This is a genomic window from Streptomyces albofaciens JCM 4342, assembly GCF_008634025.1.
GTDB lineage: Bacteria > Actinomycetota > Actinomycetes > Streptomycetales > Streptomycetaceae > Streptomyces > Streptomyces albofaciens.
On sequence record NZ_PDCM01000001.1, the window covers coordinates 2,666,096 to 2,683,796 of the forward strand.

The following is a 17,701-nucleotide window of genomic DNA, read 5'->3' on the forward strand; positions in this document are numbered from 1 at the left end:
TCCCATACAGCTCGCCGGTGGTGAACCGGCGCACCAACGAGGAGATCGGTTCGTGACGATCCGCGTAGGCATCAACGGATTCGGCCGCATTGGTCGCAACTACTTCCGCGCGCTCCTGGAGCAGGGTGCGGACATCGAGATCGTCGGTGTCAACGACCTGACCGACAACGCCACCCTGGTTCACCTGCTGAAGTACGACTCCATCCTGGGTCGTCTGAAGCAGGACGTCAGCCACACCGACGACACCATCACGGTCGGCAACCAGACCTTCAAGACGATGGCCGAGCGCGACCCCGCCAACCTGCCCTGGGGCGAGCTGGGCGCCGACATCGTCATCGAGTCGACCGGCATCTTCACCAAGAAGGCCGACGCCGAGAAGCACATCCAGGCCGGCGCCAAGAAGGTCCTGATCTCCGCGCCCGCCAAGGACGAGGACATCACGGTCGTGATGGGCGTCAACCAGGACAAGTACGACGCGGCCAACCACCACGTCATCTCCAACGCGTCCTGCACCACCAACTGCGTGGCGCCGATGGCCAAGGTTCTCGACGAGAACTTCGGCATCGTCAAGGGCCTGATGACCACGGTGCACGCGTACACCAACGACCAGCGCATCCTGGACTTCCCGCACAAGGACCTGCGCCGCGCCCGCGCCGCCGCGGAGAACATCATCCCGACCACGACCGGTGCCGCCAAGGCCACCGCGCTGGTCCTCCCGCAGCTGGAGGGCAAGCTGGACGGCATCGCCATGCGCGTCCCGGTCCCCACCGGCTCCGTGACCGACCTGGTCGTCGAGCTGGAGCGCGAGGTCACCAAGGACGAGATCAACGCCGCCTTCCAGAAGGCGGCCGAGGGCCAGCTCAAGGGCATCCTGGAGTACACCGAGGACCAGATCGTCTCCTCGGACATCGTCAACTGGCCGGCGTCCTGCACGTTCGACTCCTCCCTGACGATGGCGCAGGGCAAGAGCGTCAAGATCATCGGCTGGTACGACAATGAGTGGGGCTACTCCAACCGCCTGGTGGACCTGACCGTCTTCGTCGGCGGCCAGCTCTGACATCCGCCTGATCCAGGCCAGGGCACGTAGCTGTGCGGAAGGGGCTCGTAGGGCGCACCGAAGCGCCGTACGGGCCCCGTCCCATGACCGACCTACGCAACGGAGTCACTTCGCATGAAGACGATCGACGATCTCGCCCAGGAAGGGCTGTCCGGCAAGCGGGTCTTCGTCCGCGCCGACCTGAACGTGCCGCTGGACGGCACCACCATCACCGACGACGGCCGCATCCGCGCCGTCCAGCCGACGATCGCCAAGCTGGCCCAGCTCGGCGCCAAGGTGATCGTCGCCTCCCACCTGGGCCGTCCCAAGGGCGCCCCGGACCCGGCCTTCTCGCTGCGCCCCGCCGCCGAGCGGCTCGGTGAACTGATCGGCCGCGAGGTGGCCTTCGCCACCGACACCGTCGGCGAGTCCGCCCGCTCGGTGGTCGCCGGGCTCGGCGAGGGCGAGGTCGCCGTCCTGGAGAACCTGCGCTTCAACCCGGGCGAGACCAGCAAGGACGACGCCGAGCGCGGCGCCTTCGCGGACCAGCTCGCGGAGCTGGCGGACGTGTACGTGGGCGACGGCTTCGGCGCCGTGCACCGCAAGCACGCCTCCGTCTACGACCTGCCGGCCCGCCTGCCGCACGCCGCCGGCGACCTGATCGCCGCCGAGGTCACCGTCCTGAAGAAGCTCACCGAGGACGTCAAGCGCCCGTACGTGGTCGTGCTCGGCGGCGCCAAGGTCTCCGACAAGCTCGCCGTCATCGACGAGCTGCTCGGCAAGGCCGACCGGCTGCTGATCGGCGGCGGCATGGCGTACACCTTCCTCAAGGCCAAGGGCTACGAGGTCGGCATCTCCCTCCTCCAGGAGGACCAGATCCCGGCCGTGACCGAGTACATGGAGCGCGCCGAGAAGAACGGCGTCGAGCTGGTCCTGCCGGTCGACATCCTGGCCTCGGCGGACTTCCCCGACCTGAAGACGAAGGCGCCCGCCGACTTCGTCACGGTCGACGCCGACAAGATCCCCTCCGACAAGGAGGGCCTGGACATCGGCCCGAAGACCCGCGAGCTGTTCGCCTCGAAGATCGCCGACGCGGAGACCGTCTTCTGGAACGGCCCCGTGGGCGTCGCCGAGCACCCCGACTACGCGGGCGGCACCACCGCCATCGCGCGGGCCCTGCTGGACAGCAAGGGCTTCACCGTCGTCGGCGGCGGCGACTCGGCCGCCGCCGTGCGCGCGCTCGGCTTCGACGAGAATGCTTTCGGCCACATTTCGACCGGTGGCGGCGCCAGCCTCGAATACCTCGAAGGCAAGACGCTCCCCGGCCTCGCCGCTCTGGAGGACTGAAGAACCGTGACTGACCGTACCCCGCTGATGGCGGGCAACTGGAAGATGAACCTCAACCACCTTGAGGCCATCGCGCACGTCCAGAAGCTCGCCTTCGCACTCGCCGACAAGGACTACGAGGCCACCGAGGTCGCGGTCCTGGCCCCCTTCACCGACCTGCGCTCGGTGCAGACGCTGGTCGACGGCGACAAGCTCAAGATCAAGTACGGCGCCCAGGACATCTCGGCGCACGAGTCCGGCGCGTACACCGGTGAGATCTCCGGCGGCATGCTCGCCAAGCTCAAGTGCAGCTACGTGGCCGTCGGCCACAGCGAGCGCCGCCAGTACCACGGCGAGACCGAGGAGAGCTGCAACGCCAAGGTCAAGGCGGCCTTCGCGAACGGCCTCACCCCGATCCTGTGCGTCGGCGAGGGCCTGGACATCCGCAAGGCCGGCAACCAGGTCGAGTACACCCTCGCCCAGCTCGACGGCGGCCTGAAGGACGTCCCGGCGGAGCAGGCCGAGACCATCGTCATCGCCTACGAGCCGGTGTGGGCCATCGGCACCGGCGAGGTCGCCACGCCCGAGGACGCGCAGGAGGTCTGCGGCGCGATCCGCCGCCGCCTGGCCGAGCTGTACAGCCAGGAGCTGGCCGACAAGGTCCGCATCCAGTACGGCGGCTCGGTCAAGTCCGGCAACGTCGCCGCGATCATGGCGCAGCCGGACGTGGACGGCGCCCTGGTCGGCGGTGCCGCGCTCGACGTGGACGAGTTCGTCAAGATCGTCCGCTTCCGCGACCAGTAGCGGCTATGACGACGGGCCCGGCCCGTCGTACCCTGTCGGGGCCGGGTCCGGCGTCATGTGCGCCGCCCGGCCCCGTACCATTCGATCTTCTTAGGTACGTCCCGTCCGTCAGTCCTAGAGAGTTGGTCCAGCCGTGGTCATCGGGTTCTCGGTAGCCCTCATCGTCTTCAGCCTGCTGCTGATGATGCTGGTGCTCATGCACAAGGGGAAGGGCGGCGGCCTGTCCGACATGTTCGGCGGCGGCATGCAGTCCTCGGTCGGCGGCTCCTCCGTCGCGGAGCGGAACCTGGACCGCATCACCATCGTCATCGCCCTGCTCTGGTTCGCCTGCATCGTCGCCCTCGGCGTCCTGATGAAGCTGGACAGCTGACACCGTGTCGGGGACGCGGCCTATCATGAGGGCGGCGTCCTCGGTGGGGGTGTAACTCCTGTCACTGGACGCGCGTTGGGCCTTACGTAGACTGGGGCGCTCCGCAGCGCGACTGCTGTTCGATGCTTCGCAGCACCATTACGCAGGGAGTTACAACCGTGGCAAGTGGCAACGCGATCCGAGGGAGTCGGGTCGGGGCGGGGCCGATGGGGGAGGCGGAGCGGGGCGAGTCCGCGCCGCGCATCCGCATCTCCTTCTGGTGCTCGAACGGGCACGAGACTCAGCCCAGCTTCGCCGGTGACGCGCAGATTCCGGACACCTGGGACTGCCCGCGCTGCGGCTTCCCGGCAGGCAAGGACCGGGACAACCCGCCGGACCCGCCGCGCACCGAACCGTACAAGACGCACCTCGCCTACGTCCGCGAGCGCCGCAGCGACGCCGACGGCGAGGCGATCCTCGCGGAGGCGCTCGCCAAGCTCCGCGGGGAGATCTGACGGACCAGCACACGACGGCCGGCCCGGCCGGAGGGGACCACCACCCTTCCGGCCGGGCCGTTCGCGTGTCCGGCCCGCGGCCGGGGGTACCGGCCGTACCGGTCGGCGCTCACACGCCCCCGCGAGGTGCCGAAACGGTTTCCCGGGGCAGCCGACAGCGGGGGGACACCTCATCCCGCACCCTGATCAATTAGGTTGGGAGACGGCGGGGCCGGTACGAGAAGAAGAAGGCTGATGTCCGAGATGAACGCAGAGGGCCGCAGGCTCGACCAGACGGCCGAGTGGACCGCGCTGAGCAAGCACCGGGAGCAGCTGGGGGAGGTGCGGCTGCGCGACCTGTTCGACCAGGACCCGGACCGCGCCGGACGCTACACCCTCCAGGTCGGCGACCTGCACCTGGACTACTCCAAGCACCTGGTCACCGACGAGACGATGCGCCTGCTGCGCGAGCTGGCCGCGGCCCGGGGTGTGGCGGAGCTGCGGGACGCGATGTTCCGCGGCGAGAAGATCAACGTCACCGAGGACCGGGCCGTCCTGCACACCGCGCTGCGCGCCCCCGAGTCCGCCTCGGTCAAGGTCGACGGCGACAACGTCATGCAGGGCGTCCACCAGGTGCTGCGCAAGATGCAGGTCTTCACCGACCGGGTGCGCTCGGGCGAGTGGAAGGGCCACACCGGCAAGCGGATCAAGACGGTCGTCAACATCGGCATCGGCGGTTCGGACCTGGGCCCGGCGATGGCGTACGAGGCGCTGCGCGCCTACACCCACCGCGACATGCAGTTCCGCTTCGTCTCCAACGTGGACGGCGCCGACCTGCACGAGGCCGTCCGCGACCTCGACCCCGCGGAAACCCTCTTCATCGTCGCCTCGAAGACCTTCACCACCATCGAGACGATCACCAACGCCACCTCGGCCCGCAACTGGCTGCTGACCGGCCTGCGGGCCGGCGAGGAAGCGGTGGCCAAGCACTTCGTCGCGCTGTCGACCAACGCCGAGAAGGTCGCCGACTTCGGCATCGACACCGACAACATGTTCGAGTTCTGGGACTGGGTCGGCGGACGCTACTCCTTCGACTCCGCGATCGGCCTGTCCCTCATGCTGGCGATCGGCCCCGAGCGGTTCCGCGAGATGCTGGCCGGCTTCCACCTCGTCGACGAGCACTTCCGCTGCGCGCCCGCCGAGGAGAACGTCCCGCTCCTGCTCGGCCTGCTCGGCATCTGGTACGGCAACTTCTGGGACGCGCAGTCGCACGCGGTGCTCCCGTACAGCCACTACCTCTCCAAGTTCACCGCGTACCTCCAGCAGCTGGACATGGAGTCCAACGGAAAGTCCGTGACCCGCGACGGCGACCCGGTCCACTGGCAGACCGGCCCCGTCGTCTGGGGCACGCCCGGCACGAACGGCCAGCACGCGTACTACCAGCTCCTCCACCAGGGCACCAAGCTCATCCCGGCCGACCTCATCGGCTTCGCCAACCCGGTCGAGGACCTCCACCCCGGCCTGGTGGCCCAGCACGACCTGCTGATGGCCAACCTCTTCGCGCAGGGCCAGGCGCTGGCCTTCGGCAAGACCCCCGACGAGGTACGCGCCGAGGGCGTCCCCGAGGAGCTGGTCCCGCACAAGACCTTCCACGGCAACCGCCCCACCACCACCATCCTGGCCAAGGAACTCACCCCGTCCGTACTGGGCCAGCTGATCGCGCTGTACGAGCACAAGGTGTTCGTCCAGGGCGCCGTCTGGAACATCGACTCCTTCGACCAGTGGGGCGTCGAACTGGGCAAGGTCCTGGCGAAGCGGGTCGAGCCCGCGCTCACGGAGGGCGCGGACGTCGAGGGGCTGGACGCCTCGACGCGGTCCCTGGTGGCCACGTACCGCGAAATGCGGGGCCGCTGATGGCGGCGGAGGAAGAGGTTCTGGCGGACTTCCTGAACCTCCTCACCCAGGAGAACCGGCAGTGGTTCGCGTCGCGCCCGGAGGCCGAACAGCGCGAGGTGGCGACCCGTCACCTGGAAGCCGTACAGGGCGACAAGGAACACGCCCTGGGCGCCTACGACACGCATGACACTGACGTGTCGGGTGTGGCGGTGGGGGATCTCCAGGATCCCGCCCACCTCGCCAATGCGATGGTCCGGCAGGAGCGCGAGCGCAGGCCGTGACCGGCTGAGGGCCGGTCGCGGTGGGCGCGGGCCCGGCCCCTCCGGACTCCGTCCTACGGTGCCGACCCCTCCCGTACGCGTCAGACTGCCGCGCCGTGGGTGGGGGGACGTCTGCCCCCACCGGCCGTTTGTCGCCGTACAGCGGGAGGGGCTGGGCCGTAGGACGAAGTCTGGAGGACCGGCCCCGTGCACGGGTGCGGCGTGCGCCCCCGGTACGGGCAGCGAGTCGGCCACGGCGGACGGCCCGCCACCGGCCGTCGAAACTCCCCGGTACGGCGGTGGCGCGGGCCCGGCCCCTCCGGACTCCGTCCTACGGTGCCGACCCCTCCCGTATGCGTCAGACTGCCGCGCCGTGGGTGGGGGGACGTCTGCCCCCACCGGCCGTTTGTCGCCGTACAGCGGGAGGGGCTGGGCCGGAGGACGGAGTCCGGAGGACCGGCCCCGTGCACGGGTGCGGCGTGCGCCCCCGGTACGGGCAGCGAGTCGGCCACGGCGGACGGCCCGCCATCGAGCGCCGAAACCCCATCGGACGACGAACGGCCCCGCTCCCACGAGGGGAACGGGGCCGTCGTACGGTGACGTCAGGCCGAAGCCGGCGGGTACAACCCCCGCGGCAACTGCGAAGCAGCCGCCTCGTCCAGCAGCCACAGCGTGCGGCTGCGGCCGTACGCGCCCGCTGCCGGGGCCTGGATCTCTCCGGCGCCGGACAGGGCCATCGCCGCGGCCTTCGCCTTGTCCTCGCCCGCCGCGAGCAGCCACACCTCGCGGGCCGCGCGGATGGCGGGCAGGGTCAGGGAGAGGCGGGTGGGCGGCGGCTTGGGGGCGCCGTGGACGGCGACGACCGTGCGCTCCGTCTCCCGTACGGCGGGCAGCTCCGGGAAGAGCGACGCGACGTGGGTGTCCGGGCCGACGCCCAGGAGGAGGACGTCGAAGGACGGCACGGGGCCGTGGTCCTCGGGGCCCGCCGCGGCGGACAGTTCGACCGCGTACGCCTCGGCCGCGGCGTCCGCGTCGTTGCCGTACGGGCCGTTGGACGGGGCCATCACGTGCACCCGCGCCGGGTCCACCGGAACGCTGTCCAGCAGGGCCTCCCGGGCCTGTGTGTGGTTGCGCTCCGGGTCGCCGTCCGGCAGGAACCGCTCGTCGCCCCACCACAGGTCCAGCCGGCCCCAGTCCACCGCGTCCCGGGCGGGCGCCTCGGCGAGGGCCGCTAGCAGCCCGTTGCCGTTGCGGCCGCCCGTCAGGACGACGGAGGCCGAGCCGCGGGCCGCCTGCGCGTCCACGATCTTCGTGATCAGCCGGGCCGCCGCGGCCTTGGCCATCAGCTCCTTGTCCCGGTGGACGACGACCTGCGGCGCGCTCACTCGGAAGCCGCCTTCGAGTCCGACTTCGCGTCCGACTTGGTGTCGGCCTTCGTGTCGGCCTTCCTGGCGGCGGCCTTCTTGGCGGGGGCCTTGGCCTTGGGCCTGGTCTCCGCCTCGTCCGCCGCGCCAGCGGCGTCCGGTACGTCGGCGGACTGCGCCGCCTTCGCCGCCAGCGCCGTCTGCGCCCGCTCCGGCTCACCCAGCCGGTCCACCCCGTACTTCAGGGCGGACGCGTACGTGTCGTCCGGGTCGAGCCGCCGCAGCTCCTCCGCCAGCAGTTCCGCGGTGTCGCGCCGCTTGAGCGCGACGTTGCGGTCCGGCTGGCCCTGCATGGCGAGGGTGGCCAGCGAGCCGTCCGCGCGGTCCAGCGCGACCGGGCCGCAGTCCGTCTCCATGCGGACCGCCGTCAGGCCGGGGCCCGCCGACAGCAGGCGCCGGACCGGGACGTTCAGCCGGTCGGCGAGCCACATGGCGAGCAGCTCGACGCTCGGGTTGAACTCCTCGCCCTCGACCTCGACCTCGGACACCTTGCACGGCAGCTGGTCGAGCGCCGCCGCCAGCATGGAGCGCCAGGGCGTGATGCGGGTCCAGGACAGGTCCGTGTCGCCGGGGGAGTACGCCTCGGCGCGCTCGGCCAGCTCGCGGAGCGGGTTCTCGGCGGTGTACATGTCGGTGACGCGCCGCTGCGCGAGCGCGCCGAGCGGGTCGCGGGCCGCGTCCACCGGCGCGTTGACCGGCCACCAGACGACGACGGGCGCGTCCGGCAGCAGCAGCGGCAGCACCACGGACTGGGCGTGGTTGATGGCCTCGCCGTAGAGCCGCAGGACGACCGTCTCGCCGGTGCCGGCGTCCGCGCCGACGCGGACCTCGGCGTCCAGGCGCGCCTTGGCGCGGTCGCGGGGCGACCGGCTGACGCGCTTGATGACGACGAGGGTGCGCGAGGGGTGCTCGCGGGACGCCTCGTTGGCGGCCTTCAGGGCGTCGTAGGCGTTCTCCTCGTCGGTGACGATGACGAGGGTGAGCACCATGCCGATGGCGGGGGTGCCGATGGTACGACGGCCCTGGACCAGCGCCTTGTTGATTTTGCTGGCCGTGGTTTCCGTCAGGTCGATCTTCATGGCCGACGCCAGCTCCGTCCGTCTCGTGCGAGCATTTCGTCCGCCTCGGCCGGTCCCCAGGTCCCGGCCGTGTACTGCGCGGGCTTGCCGTGCTGGTCCCAGTACTCCTCGATCGGGTCGAGAATCCGCCAGGACTGCTCGACCTCCTCGACGCGCGGGAAGAGGTTGGCGTCACCGAGCAGCACGTCCAGGATCAGGCGCTCGTACGCCTCCGGGCTGGACTCGGTGAAGGACTCGCCGTACGCGAAGTCCATCGAGACATCCCGCACCTCCATGGAGGTGCCGGGCACCTTCGAGCCGAACCGCATGGTGACGCCCTCGTCCGGCTGGACGCGGATGACCAGGGCGTTCTGGCCCAGCTCTTCCGTGGCGGTGTGGTCGAAGGGGGAGTGCGGCGCGCGCTGGAAGACGACCGCGATCTCGGTGACGCGGCGGCCCAGGCGCTTGCCGGTGCGCAGGTAGAAGGGGACGCCCGCCCAGCGGCGGTTGTCGACCTCCAGCTTGACCGCGGCGTAGGTGTCGGTGCGGGAGTTGGGGTCGATGCCCTCTTCCTCCAGGTAGCCGACGACCTTCTCGCCGCCCTGCCAGCCGGCCGTGTACTGGGCGCGCACCGTCTCCTTGCCCAGGTCGGCGGGGAGCCGTACGGCGCCGAGGACCTTGGTCTTCTCGGCGACCAGCGCGTCCGCGTCGAAGGAGGCGGGCTCCTCCATGGCGGTCAGCGCGAGCAACTGGAGGAGGTGGTTCTGGATGACGTCCCGCGCGGCGCCGATGCCGTCGTAGTAGCCGGCGCGGCCGCCGATGCCGATGTCCTCGGCCATCGTGATCTGCACGTGGTCGACGTAGGAGCGGTTCCACAGCGGCTCGAACAGGGTGTTCGCGAAGCGCAGCGCCAGGATGTTCTGGACCGTCTCCTTGCCGAGGTAGTGGTCGATCCGGAAGACCTCTTCCGGCGGGAAGACCTCGTGGACGATCCGGTTGAGCTCGCGGGCGCTCTCCAGGTCGTGGCCGAAGGGCTTCTCGATGACCGCGCGGCGCCAGGAGTCCTTGGTCTGGTCGGCGAGCCCGTGCTTCTTGAGCTGCTGGACGACCTTGGGGAAGAACTTGGGCGGTACGGACAGGTAGAAGGCGAAGTTGCCGCCGGTGCCCTGCGCCTTGTCGAGCTCCTCGATGGTCTTCTTGAGGGTCTCGAACGCCTCGTCGTCGTCGAAGTTGCCCTGGACGAACCGGCAGCCCTGGACGAGCTGCTGCCAGACCTCTTCGCGGAACGGCGTACGGGAGTGCTGCTTGACGGCCTCGTACACCTCCTGGGCGAAGTCCTGGTGCTCCCACTCGCGGCGGGCGAAGCCGATGAGGGAGAAGCCCGGCGGCAGCAGCCCGCGGTTCGCCAGGTCGTAGACGGCAGGCATCAGCTTTTTACGGGACAAATCGCCCGTGACGCCAAAGATGACCAGGCCCGACGGCCCCGCGATACGCGGGAGCCGTCGGTCCGCGGCGTCACGCAGCGGATTGCTGCTGGACAAAGTGGGTCAGCCCTCCGAAGGAGCGAGGCGCTTGAGCTCCGCCTCAGTGGACTTGAGCAGGTCGTTCCAGGACGCCTCGAACTTCTCGACGCCCTCGTCCTCCAGCACCTGCACGATGTCGTCGTACGAGATGCCGAGCTTCGCCAGCGCGTCGAGGTCGGCGCGGGCCTGCTCGTAGCTGCCGCGCACCTTGTCGCCGGTGATCTCGCCGTGGTCGCCGGTGGCCTCCAGGGTGGCCTCGGGCATGGTGTTGACCGTGTTCGGCGCGACCAGTTCCTCGACGTACATGGTGTCCTTGAGCGACGGGTCCTTGACGCCGGTCGAGGCCCACAGCGGACGCTGCTTGTTGGCGTGCGCCTTCTCCAGGGCCGCCCAGCGGTCCGAGGAGAAGACCTCCTCGTACGCCTGGTAGGCCAGTCGCGCGTTGGCGACGGCGGCCTTGCCCTTGAGGGCCTTGGCCTCGTCGGTGCCGATCGCGTCCAGGCGCTTGTCGGTCTCGGTGTCCACGCGGGAGACGAAGAAGGACGCCACCGACTGGATCTTGGACAGGTCCAGACCGGCCGCCTTGGCCTTCTCCAGGCCCTCCAGGTAGGCGTCCATGACCGCGCGGTAGCGCTCCAGCGAGAAGATCAGCGTGACGTTGACGCTGATGCCCCGGGCGATGGTCTCGGTGATCGCCGGCAGCCCCGCCTTGGTGGCCGGGATCTTGATGAGCGCGTTGGGGCGGTCCACCAGCCAGGCCAGCTGCTTGGCCTCGGCGACGGTGGCGCGGGTGTTGTGGGCCAGCCGCGGGTCGACCTCGATGGAGACCCGGCCGTCCTGACCGTCGGTGGCGTCGAAGACCGGACGCAGGATGTCGGCGGCGTCCCGCACGTCCGACGTCGTGATCATCCGGATGGCTTCCTCGACGGTCACCTTGCGGGCGGCCAGGTCGGTGAGCTGGGTGTCGTAGCCGTCACCCTGGGAGATGGCCTTCTGGAAGATCGACGGGTTGGTGGTGACACCGACGACGTGCTGCTGGTCGATCAGCTCGGCCAGGTTGCCGGACGTGATCCGCTTGCGGGACAGGTCGTCCAGCCAGATCGCGACGCCTTCGTCGGAGAGGCGCTTGAGTGCGTCTGTCATGGGGTTTGCATCTCCTACTAGATCGTGTACGGGCGTCAGCGCGTGGCCGCTGCGAGGGATTCCCGGGCCGCCGTGGCGACCGCGTCGGCGGTGAAGCCGAACTCGTGGAAGAGGGTCTTGGCGTCCGCGGAGGCACCGAAGTGCTCCAGCGAGACGATCCGGCCCTGCTGGCCCACGTAGCGGTGCCAGGTCAGGCCGATGCCGGCCTCGACCGCGACCCGGGCCTTGACCGTCGGCAGCAGCACGCTGTCGCGGTACCCCTGGTCCTGCTCCTCGAACCACTCGACGGACGGCATCGAGACGACGCGCGTCGGGATGCCCTCGGCCTGGAGCGCCTCGCGCGCCTCGACGGCGAGCTGCACCTCGGAGCCGGTGCCGATCAGGATGACCTGCGGCTCGCCGCCCTCGGCCTCGAACAGCACGTAGCCGCCCTTGGCCGCGGCCGGGTTCGTCTCGTACGTCGGGACGCCCTGGCGGGTGAGCGCGAGGGCGTGCGGCGCCGGCTTGGCCCGGTGGCGGCGCAGGATCTCGGCCCAGGCGGTGGCGGTCTCGTTGGCGTCGGCCGGGCGCACGATGTTCAGGCCCGGGATGGCGCGCAGCGCGGCCAGGTGCTCGACCGGCTGGTGGGTCGGGCCGTCCTCGCCGAGGCCGATGGAGTCGTGCGTCCACACGTACGTCACCGGGAGCTGCATGAGCGCGGCGAGGCGGACGGCGGGGCGCATGTAGTCGGAGAACACCAGGAAGGTGCCGCCGTAGATGCGGGTGTTGCCGTGCAGCGCGATGCCGTTCATGGTCGAGCCCATGGCGTGCTCACGGATGCCGTAGTGCACCGTGCGGCCGTAGGGGCTCGCCTCCGGGAGCGGGTTGCCCTCCGGCAGGAACGAGGAGTTCTTGTCGATGGTGGTGTTGTTCGAGCCGGCGAGGTCGGCGGAGCCGCCCCACAGCTCGGGCACGACCGCGCCCAGCGCCTGGAGGACCTTGCCGGAGGCCGCGCGGGTGGCGACGCCCTTGCCGGTCTCGAAGGCGGGCAGCGCCTTCTCCCAGCCGTCCGGCAGCTCGCCCGCCTGGATGCGGTCGAACAGGGCGGCGCGCTCCGGGTTGGCCGCGCGCCAGGCGGCGATGGCCTCGTCCCACTCGGCGTGCGCCTGGCTGCCGCGCTTCCAGGCGGCGCGGGTGTGCTCGATGACCTCGTCGGAGACCTCGAAGGTCTTCTCCGGGTCGAAGCCCAGCACCTTCTTGGTGGCGGCGATCTCCTCGTCGCCCAGCGCGGAGCCGTGTGCGGCCTCGGTGTTCTGGGCGTTCGGGGCGGGCCAGGCGATGATCGAACGGGCCGCGATGAAGGAGGGACGCTCGGTCTCCTCCTGGGCCGCCTTGAGGGCCTTGGCCAGACCGACCGGGTCGAGGTCGCCGCTGGGCAGCTGCTCGACGCGCTGGACGTGCCAGCCGTACGCCTCGTAGCGCTTGATCGTGTCCTCGGAGATGGCGGTCTCGGTGTCGCCCTCGATGGAGATGTGGTTGTCGTCCCACAGCATCACGAGGTTGCCGAGCTTCTGGTGGCCGGCGAGCGAGGACGCCTCGGCCGACACGCCCTCCTGGAGGCAGCCGTCACCGGCGATGACCCAGATGGTGTGGTCGAAGGGCGAGGTGCCGGGGGCCGCGTCCGGGTCGAACAGGCCGCGCTCGTAGCGGGCGGCCATGGCCATGCCCACCGCGTTGGCGACACCCTGGCCGAGCGGTCCGGTGGTGGTCTCCACGCCGACCGTGTGGCCGTACTCCGGGTGGCCCGGGGTCTTCGAGCCCCAGGTGCGGAAGGACTTCAGGTCGTCCAGCTCCAGGCCGTAGCCGGCCAGGTAGAGCTGGATGTAGAGGGTCAGGCTGGAGTGGCCGGCGGACAGGACGAACCGGTCGCGGCCGGTCCACTTCGCGTCGGCCGGGTCGTGCCGCATCAGCTTCTGGAAGAGGACGTAGGCGGCCGGCGCGAGGCTCATGGCGGTACCCGGATGGCCGTTACCGACCTTCTGCACGGAATCCATGGCCAGGACGCGAACGGTATCGACGGCCCGCTGGTCCAGTTCGGTCCACTCGAAATCTGTGGTGGTCGGCTTGGTGCTCACCCTGAGTCAGGGCTCCTCTCCACATGTCGAATGCCGGGGACGGTATGTCCACCCGGCGCTGTCGAGCCTACCCCCGCATGTACGCGCGTCTTTTCGACGGAGCGTCGACGGCTCGTCATGATGAAACCAGTCGCCTAGAGCAACCAAATCCATGCGCCGGACATTCCCGCTCCGGGCGGGACGGCCACATCTCCAGACTGCCGGGCGCCGTCCGCCTTCGCCTCTCGAACGGCGTGAACGGCGGCGGAACGCAAGGGGCCGGACGCCGGGAAGGAGGACCGCGGCGCGCGGAGGGGCGGCGGCGTGCGGCGCGTGACGCGCGCGAGCGGTGGCGGGCGACGCGGCCCGAGCGGCCCCGGGACCGGCCTCAACACGACCCCACCCCCGCGAAGGCCGTCGTATGGCCAACGTCTAAAGTGGCGTGGTACGCGCAAGCCTTTACCGGGTCCTCACGGCCGGGAACGCTTGCTGGCCTTATCTTCGCGGCGCGAGTCGCTGATGTTACTTCCAGGGGTGTGCGTGACGGCCGTCGAATCCCGTCCTGCGGGTGTGCTTACGCCGGGCCCGCAGGGTTCAGGTCACCGTCCGTTCGGGGCCCGAGTCAAGGCGTTCGTGGCGCTGACCAAGCCGCGCGTGATCGAGCTGCTGCTCATGACGACGGTGCCGGTGATGTTCCTGGCGGCCGGCGGCGTGCCCGACCTGGGCCTGGTCCTGGCCACCTGCATCGGCGGCTATCTCTCCGCCGGCGGTGCCGCCGCGTTCAACATGTACATCGACCGCGACATCGATGCCCTGATGGACCGCACCTCGCAGCGGCCCCTGGTCACCGGCATGGTCTCGCCCCGGGAGTGCCTGGTCTTCGCGAGCGCGCTGGCCGTCGGCTCCACCGCGTGGTTCTGGTTCCTGGTCAACCCGCTCTCGGCGATGCTCTCGCTCGGCGCGCTGCTCTTCTATGTCGTCGTCTACACGATGATCCTCAAGCGGCGTACCGCCCAGAACATCGTCTGGGGCGGCATCGCGGGCTGCATGCCGGTCTTCATCGGCTGGTCCGCGGTCACCAACACCGTCTCCTGGGCCTCGGCCATCCTCTTCCTCGTCATCTTCTTCTGGACGCCGCCGCACTACTGGCCGCTGTCCATGAAGGCCAAGGACGACTACGAGCGGGTCGGTGTGCCGATGCTGCCGGTCGTCGCCGGGAACAAGGCCGTGGCACGGCAGATCGTCGCGTACAGCTGGGTGATGGTGCTGGTCTCCCTGCTGCTCCAGCCGCTGGGCTACACGGGCTGGTTCTACACCGCGGTGGCCGTGCTGTGCGGCGGCTTCTGGCTCATCGAGGCGCACGCCCTCCAGTCCCGCGCCAAGGCCGGGATCACCGGGCCGAAGCTGAAGGAGATGCGGCTGTTCCACTGGTCGATCACCTATGTCTCGCTGCTGTTCGTCGCGCTGGCCGTGGACCCGTTCCTGCGGTAGCCGCGCGCTCGCCCGGAGCGTTCCGAGGGCCCGTCACGAAGCGTTCGTGGCGGGCCCTCGGCGTATGCCCGCCGCTTCGCGCCGGACCGCTCTCCCGGCCCGCCGGGTGGCTCTTCCCCCACTGATTACCGGCGGGTAGCATCCTGTCCATGGCAGACACCAAGCAGGCGGACGAGCAGCGGGCGGACCAGGAGGCCGGGGGCCGGTCCAAGCGGGACGAGCGGCGCACGGCCGCGCTGGCCAAGGCCGTCCGCGCCTTCGCCGCCGCGCACGGCGGCAGCACCGGGGCCCAGCTCGCCCACATCGGCCGCGGCCGCGTCCGTATCGCGCTGGTCGGCGCGGACGGCCAGTGGGGCAACCTGGTCGCCGACTCCCAGGACATCGCACGGGCCGCGGCCGAGCGGGCGGGCGCCGAGCTGCACGAGGACTTCGACGGCGACTTCGCGGCCAAGGTGCGCACCGGACGGTACGAATGGTCGCGGATGGCGGGCATCCAGGTGGGCGGTCCGGCCAACACCTGAGGCGGACCATGGTGCGGCCCCCGCGTCGAACGCCCAGGCGGGCCGCTACCTGACGACCGCGTCGCCCGTTGAGCCCACCGGGAACGGCGTCCGCGCCGCGCCGGGCGGGCTCCCGGTGCCACGGGCGCCTTCGGCTGCGGCGGCTTCGGCGAGGAGGAGCGGATGGAGCGACTGCCACTGCTCGTGGACCAGTACAGCCACGGCGCGCTCCACGGGGACCTGGGGCTGGGCGCCTTCGAGGCGCATCTCGCCGCGGCCTCCGGCGGCCACGGCCCGGCACCGGCCGGCACCACCTTCTTCGACAGCTGGACCGGCCTCGGCGTGCGCCGCTGGTGCCCGCCGCTGCTCGGCCTGGAGGCGCACTGCCCGCCCGCCCGCTACCTCGCCCGCAGGCGGGAGCTGGGCGCCTTCCGCGCGACCCGCCTGCTGCTGCGCGGCTCCGGCATCACCGCGTTCCTGCTGGCGGCCGGGGCGCCCAGCGAGCTGACCTCGGCAGCCGAACTGGCCGCCGCCGCCGAGGCCGGGGCCCACGAGGTCATACGGCTCGAACCGCTCGCCGAACAGATCGCCGACACCTCCGGCAGCGTCGACTCCTTCATCGGGTACATGGCGGAAGCGGTCTACGCGGCCACCCAGGACGCCACCGCCTTCGCCTCCGCCGCGGCCTTCTGCGAGGGCCGCGCCCCGGAGGCGGGAGAGGTGCGCCGGGCCGCCGACCGGTGGCTGCGCGACCGCAGGCCGGGGGAGCGGCTCACCGACCCGACGCTGCTGCGGCACCTGCTGTGGAGCGCGGTGGCCACCGGAGTCCCCGTACAGCTGCACTGCCCCGATCCGCAGCCGCTGGCGGGCTTCCTGCGGGCGACCGCGGGTCTCGGCACGGACGTGGTGCTGCTGCCCCGGCCGCCGCACCACGCGCGGGCGGCGCAGCTGGCGGCGGTCCACCCGCACGTCTACGCGGACGCCGGGCCGTGCCCCGGGGAAACGCTGGCCCGGGCCCCGTTCGGCAAGCTGCTGTTCTCCACCGGGGCGCGGGCGCTGCCAGAGCTGTACGTGACGGGCGCGCGGTTCTTCCTGCGGTCCCTGCGGCGGGTCGTACGGGAGTGGACGGAGGAGGGCATGTGCGCGCCCGCGGACGCGCGGCGGATCACCGGGATGATCGCGTCCGGGACGGCGCGGCGGGTCTACCGGCTGGAGGCGCCGGCGGCGGGCTGAGGCGCGTCGGCCCCGGAGGCGGGGGCGGGCACCTCGGCGTCCGGCGCGGACGGCGTGTCCGCACCGGCCGGTACGGGCCCCCGGTCGCGCAGCGCGAGGTGGATGCGCAGCACGCAGATCCACACCAGCGTGGAGACCAGCATGTGCAGGCCGACGACGATCTCCGGCAGGCCCGCGAAGTACTGGATGTAGCCGATGACGCCCTGGAGGGCGATGCAGCCGAACAGCTCCAGGACCATTCGGCGCGGCGCGGCCGGCGCCTTGACGGCGCGCAGCGTGAACCACAGGGCCACGGACAGGCCGACGACGATGTAGACGAAGTCGACGTGCAGCTGGGTGATCTCGTGCCAGTCGACCGGGATGCGGTGGACCTTCTTGGCGTCGCCCGCGTGCGGTCCCGCGCCGGTGACGACCGTGCCGAGCACGGTGAGCGCGCCGGTCGCCAGGACCAGCAGCCCGGAGAGCTGGCGGACCGGTCGGGCCACCAGGTCGCGCGGCGCCTCGTCGCCCTCCGCGGCCCGCCGCCAGGCCAGCACGGAGACGGTGAGCAGGGCGGTGGTGAGGAGGAAGTGCGCGGCGACGAGGTACGGGTTCAGGCCGGTCAGCACGACGATGCCGCCCCAGACCGCGTTGCCCATGACGACCCAGAACATCGCCCAGCCGAGGCGGGTGAGCGAGCGGCGGCGGGGCGCGCGGGCGCGGGCCGCGATGATGAAGACGCCGATGAACGCGCACAGCACGTACGTCAGCAGCCGGTTGCCGAACTCGATCAGGCCGTTGATGCCCATCGCGGCGGTGGGCGTGAGGCTGTCCGGCGTGCACTTGGGCCAGGTCGAGCAGCCCAGGCCGGACTGGGTGAGCCGGACGGCGCCGCCCGTCACGACGATCACGACGGACATCACGACGGTGGCCAGCGCGGCGCGCCGGACGAAGGCGGCGCTCGGCTGCCAGCGGCGCGCGATCAGCTCAAAGGGGTTCCACGTGTTCGGCACGCAGCCATGGTAGGCCGCGGCTTGTGCAAAGTTTCACGAGGGGGGTGCGCAACGCGCGGGACGATGGCTCGTCCGCACG

16 protein-coding genes are annotated in these 17,701 nt (G+C 71.0%); 10 read left to right on the top strand and 6 right to left on the bottom strand.

All coding sequences use genetic code 11. The features are described from left to right. Positions 1 to 52 precede the first annotated feature (52 nt). The 7 genes from gap to CP973_RS11950 all read left to right on the top strand — a co-directional run bounded on the left by gap (position 53) and on the right by CP973_RS11950 (position 6,186). Complete coding sequence (gap, locus tag CP973_RS11920; protein WP_030597894.1) at positions 53 to 1,057, top strand: type I glyceraldehyde-3-phosphate dehydrogenase; 1,005 nt, start codon at positions 53 to 55, stop codon at positions 1,055 to 1,057. A gap of 114 nt (positions 1,058 to 1,171) precedes the next feature. Next, positions 1,172 to 2,383 carry a phosphoglycerate kinase gene (locus CP973_RS11925; protein ID WP_150240014.1) on the top strand — a complete coding sequence of 404 codons (1,212 nt, stop codon included), beginning with the start codon at positions 1,172 to 1,174 and terminating at the stop codon, positions 2,381 to 2,383. Positions 2,384 to 2,389: 6 nt separating this feature from the next. Next, complete coding sequence (gene tpiA, locus CP973_RS11930) at positions 2,390 to 3,166, top strand: triose-phosphate isomerase (RefSeq protein WP_150240016.1); 777 nt, start codon at positions 2,390 to 2,392, stop codon at positions 3,164 to 3,166. Between the two features lie 133 nt (positions 3,167 to 3,299). Further along, positions 3,300 to 3,536, top strand: coding sequence for a preprotein translocase subunit SecG (gene secG, locus CP973_RS11935; RefSeq protein ID WP_030670383.1), 237 nt, complete (start codon positions 3,300 to 3,302; stop codon positions 3,534 to 3,536). A gap of 158 nt (positions 3,537 to 3,694) precedes the next feature. Next, complete coding sequence (locus CP973_RS11940) at positions 3,695 to 4,030, top strand: RNA polymerase-binding protein RbpA (protein ID WP_003986538.1); 336 nt, start codon at positions 3,695 to 3,697, stop codon at positions 4,028 to 4,030. A 243-nt stretch (positions 4,031 to 4,273) separates the two neighbouring features. Then, positions 4,274 to 5,923 carry a glucose-6-phosphate isomerase gene (gene pgi / locus CP973_RS11945; protein ID WP_150243474.1) on the top strand — a complete coding sequence of 550 codons (1,650 nt, stop codon included), beginning with the start codon at positions 4,274 to 4,276 and terminating at the stop codon, positions 5,921 to 5,923. Then, complete coding sequence (locus CP973_RS11950; protein WP_150240018.1) at positions 5,923 to 6,186, top strand: hypothetical protein; 264 nt, start codon at positions 5,923 to 5,925, stop codon at positions 6,184 to 6,186. The genes pgi and CP973_RS11950 overlap by 1 nt, the downstream gene beginning before the upstream one ends. 581 nt (positions 6,187 to 6,767) lie before the next feature. Here the strand turns inward: CP973_RS11950 and pgl are convergent. Genes pgl through tkt form a run of 5 tightly spaced genes read right to left on the bottom strand, consistent with a single transcriptional unit; the run spans position 6,768 to position 13,427 of the window. Beyond that, entirely contained in the window at positions 6,768 to 7,550 is a 783-nt protein-coding gene (pgl, locus tag CP973_RS11955) for a 6-phosphogluconolactonase (protein ID WP_150240020.1), read from the bottom strand. Beyond that, positions 7,547 to 8,668 (bottom strand): glucose-6-phosphate dehydrogenase assembly protein OpcA, encoded by a 1,122-nt coding sequence (gene opcA / locus CP973_RS11960; RefSeq protein WP_150240022.1) that lies wholly within the window; start codon positions 8,666 to 8,668, stop codon positions 7,547 to 7,549. Before opcA ends, pgl begins: the two co-directional genes overlap by 4 nt. Next, positions 8,665 to 10,188, bottom strand: coding sequence for a glucose-6-phosphate dehydrogenase (gene zwf / locus CP973_RS11965; RefSeq protein ID WP_150240024.1), 1,524 nt, complete (start codon positions 10,186 to 10,188; stop codon positions 8,665 to 8,667). Before zwf ends, opcA begins: the two co-directional genes overlap by 4 nt. Positions 10,189 to 10,194: 6 nt before the next feature. Then, positions 10,195 to 11,313 (bottom strand): transaldolase, encoded by a 1,119-nt coding sequence (gene tal / locus CP973_RS11970; protein WP_150240027.1) that lies wholly within the window; start codon positions 11,311 to 11,313, stop codon positions 10,195 to 10,197. Positions 11,314 to 11,348: 35 nt separating this feature from the next. Next, positions 11,349 to 13,427 carry a transketolase gene (tkt, locus tag CP973_RS11975; RefSeq protein ID WP_150240029.1) on the bottom strand — a complete coding sequence of 693 codons (2,079 nt, stop codon included), beginning with the start codon at positions 13,425 to 13,427 and terminating at the stop codon, positions 11,349 to 11,351. 519 nt (positions 13,428 to 13,946) lie between these two features. On the opposite strand from tkt, the gene CP973_RS11980 reads away from it, so the two are divergent. The 3 genes from CP973_RS11980 (at position 13,947) to CP973_RS11990 (ending at position 16,630) form a co-directional block, all read left to right on the top strand. Continuing rightward, the gene (locus CP973_RS11980; protein ID WP_150240031.1) at positions 13,947 to 14,897 is read left to right on the top strand and encodes a heme o synthase; all 951 of its coding nucleotides are present in this window, start codon (positions 13,947 to 13,949) and stop codon (positions 14,895 to 14,897) included. A gap of 149 nt (positions 14,898 to 15,046) precedes the next feature. Beyond that, positions 15,047 to 15,418, top strand: coding sequence for a hypothetical protein (locus CP973_RS11985; protein WP_150240033.1), 372 nt, complete (start codon positions 15,047 to 15,049; stop codon positions 15,416 to 15,418). Positions 15,419 to 15,580: 162 nt separating this feature from the next. Next, the gene (locus CP973_RS11990; protein ID WP_150240035.1) at positions 15,581 to 16,630 is read left to right on the top strand and encodes an amidohydrolase; all 1,050 of its coding nucleotides are present in this window, start codon (positions 15,581 to 15,583) and stop codon (positions 16,628 to 16,630) included. On the opposite strand, the gene CP973_RS11995 is transcribed toward CP973_RS11990, so the two are convergent. Further along, positions 16,600 to 17,622, bottom strand: a complete 1,023-nt coding sequence (locus tag CP973_RS11995) for a COX15/CtaA family protein (protein ID WP_150240037.1) — start codon at positions 17,620 to 17,622, stop codon at positions 16,600 to 16,602. The genes CP973_RS11990 and CP973_RS11995 overlap by 31 nt on opposite strands. Positions 17,623 to 17,701 lie beyond the last annotated feature (79 nt).

Coding starts and splice junctions, on each gene's coding strand:
- CP973_RS11925 (WP_150240014.1), top strand. CDS start 1,172: ATGAAGACGATCGACGATCTCGCCCAGGAAGGGCTGTCCGGCAAGCGG.
- pgi (WP_150243474.1), top strand. CDS start 4,274: ATGAACGCAGAGGGCCGCAGGCTCGACCAGACGGCCGAGTGGACCGCG.
- CP973_RS11950 (WP_150240018.1), top strand. CDS start 5,923: ATGGCGGCGGAGGAAGAGGTTCTGGCGGACTTCCTGAACCTCCTCACC.
- opcA (WP_150240022.1), bottom strand. CDS start 8,668: ATGAAGATCGACCTGACGGAAACCACGGCCAGCAAAATCAACAAGGCG.
- tal (WP_150240027.1), bottom strand. CDS start 11,313: ATGACAGACGCACTCAAGCGCCTCTCCGACGAAGGCGTCGCGATCTGG.
- CP973_RS11985 (WP_150240033.1), top strand. CDS start 15,047: ATGGCAGACACCAAGCAGGCGGACGAGCAGCGGGCGGACCAGGAGGCC.
- CP973_RS11990 (WP_150240035.1), top strand. CDS start 15,581: ATGGAGCGACTGCCACTGCTCGTGGACCAGTACAGCCACGGCGCGCTC.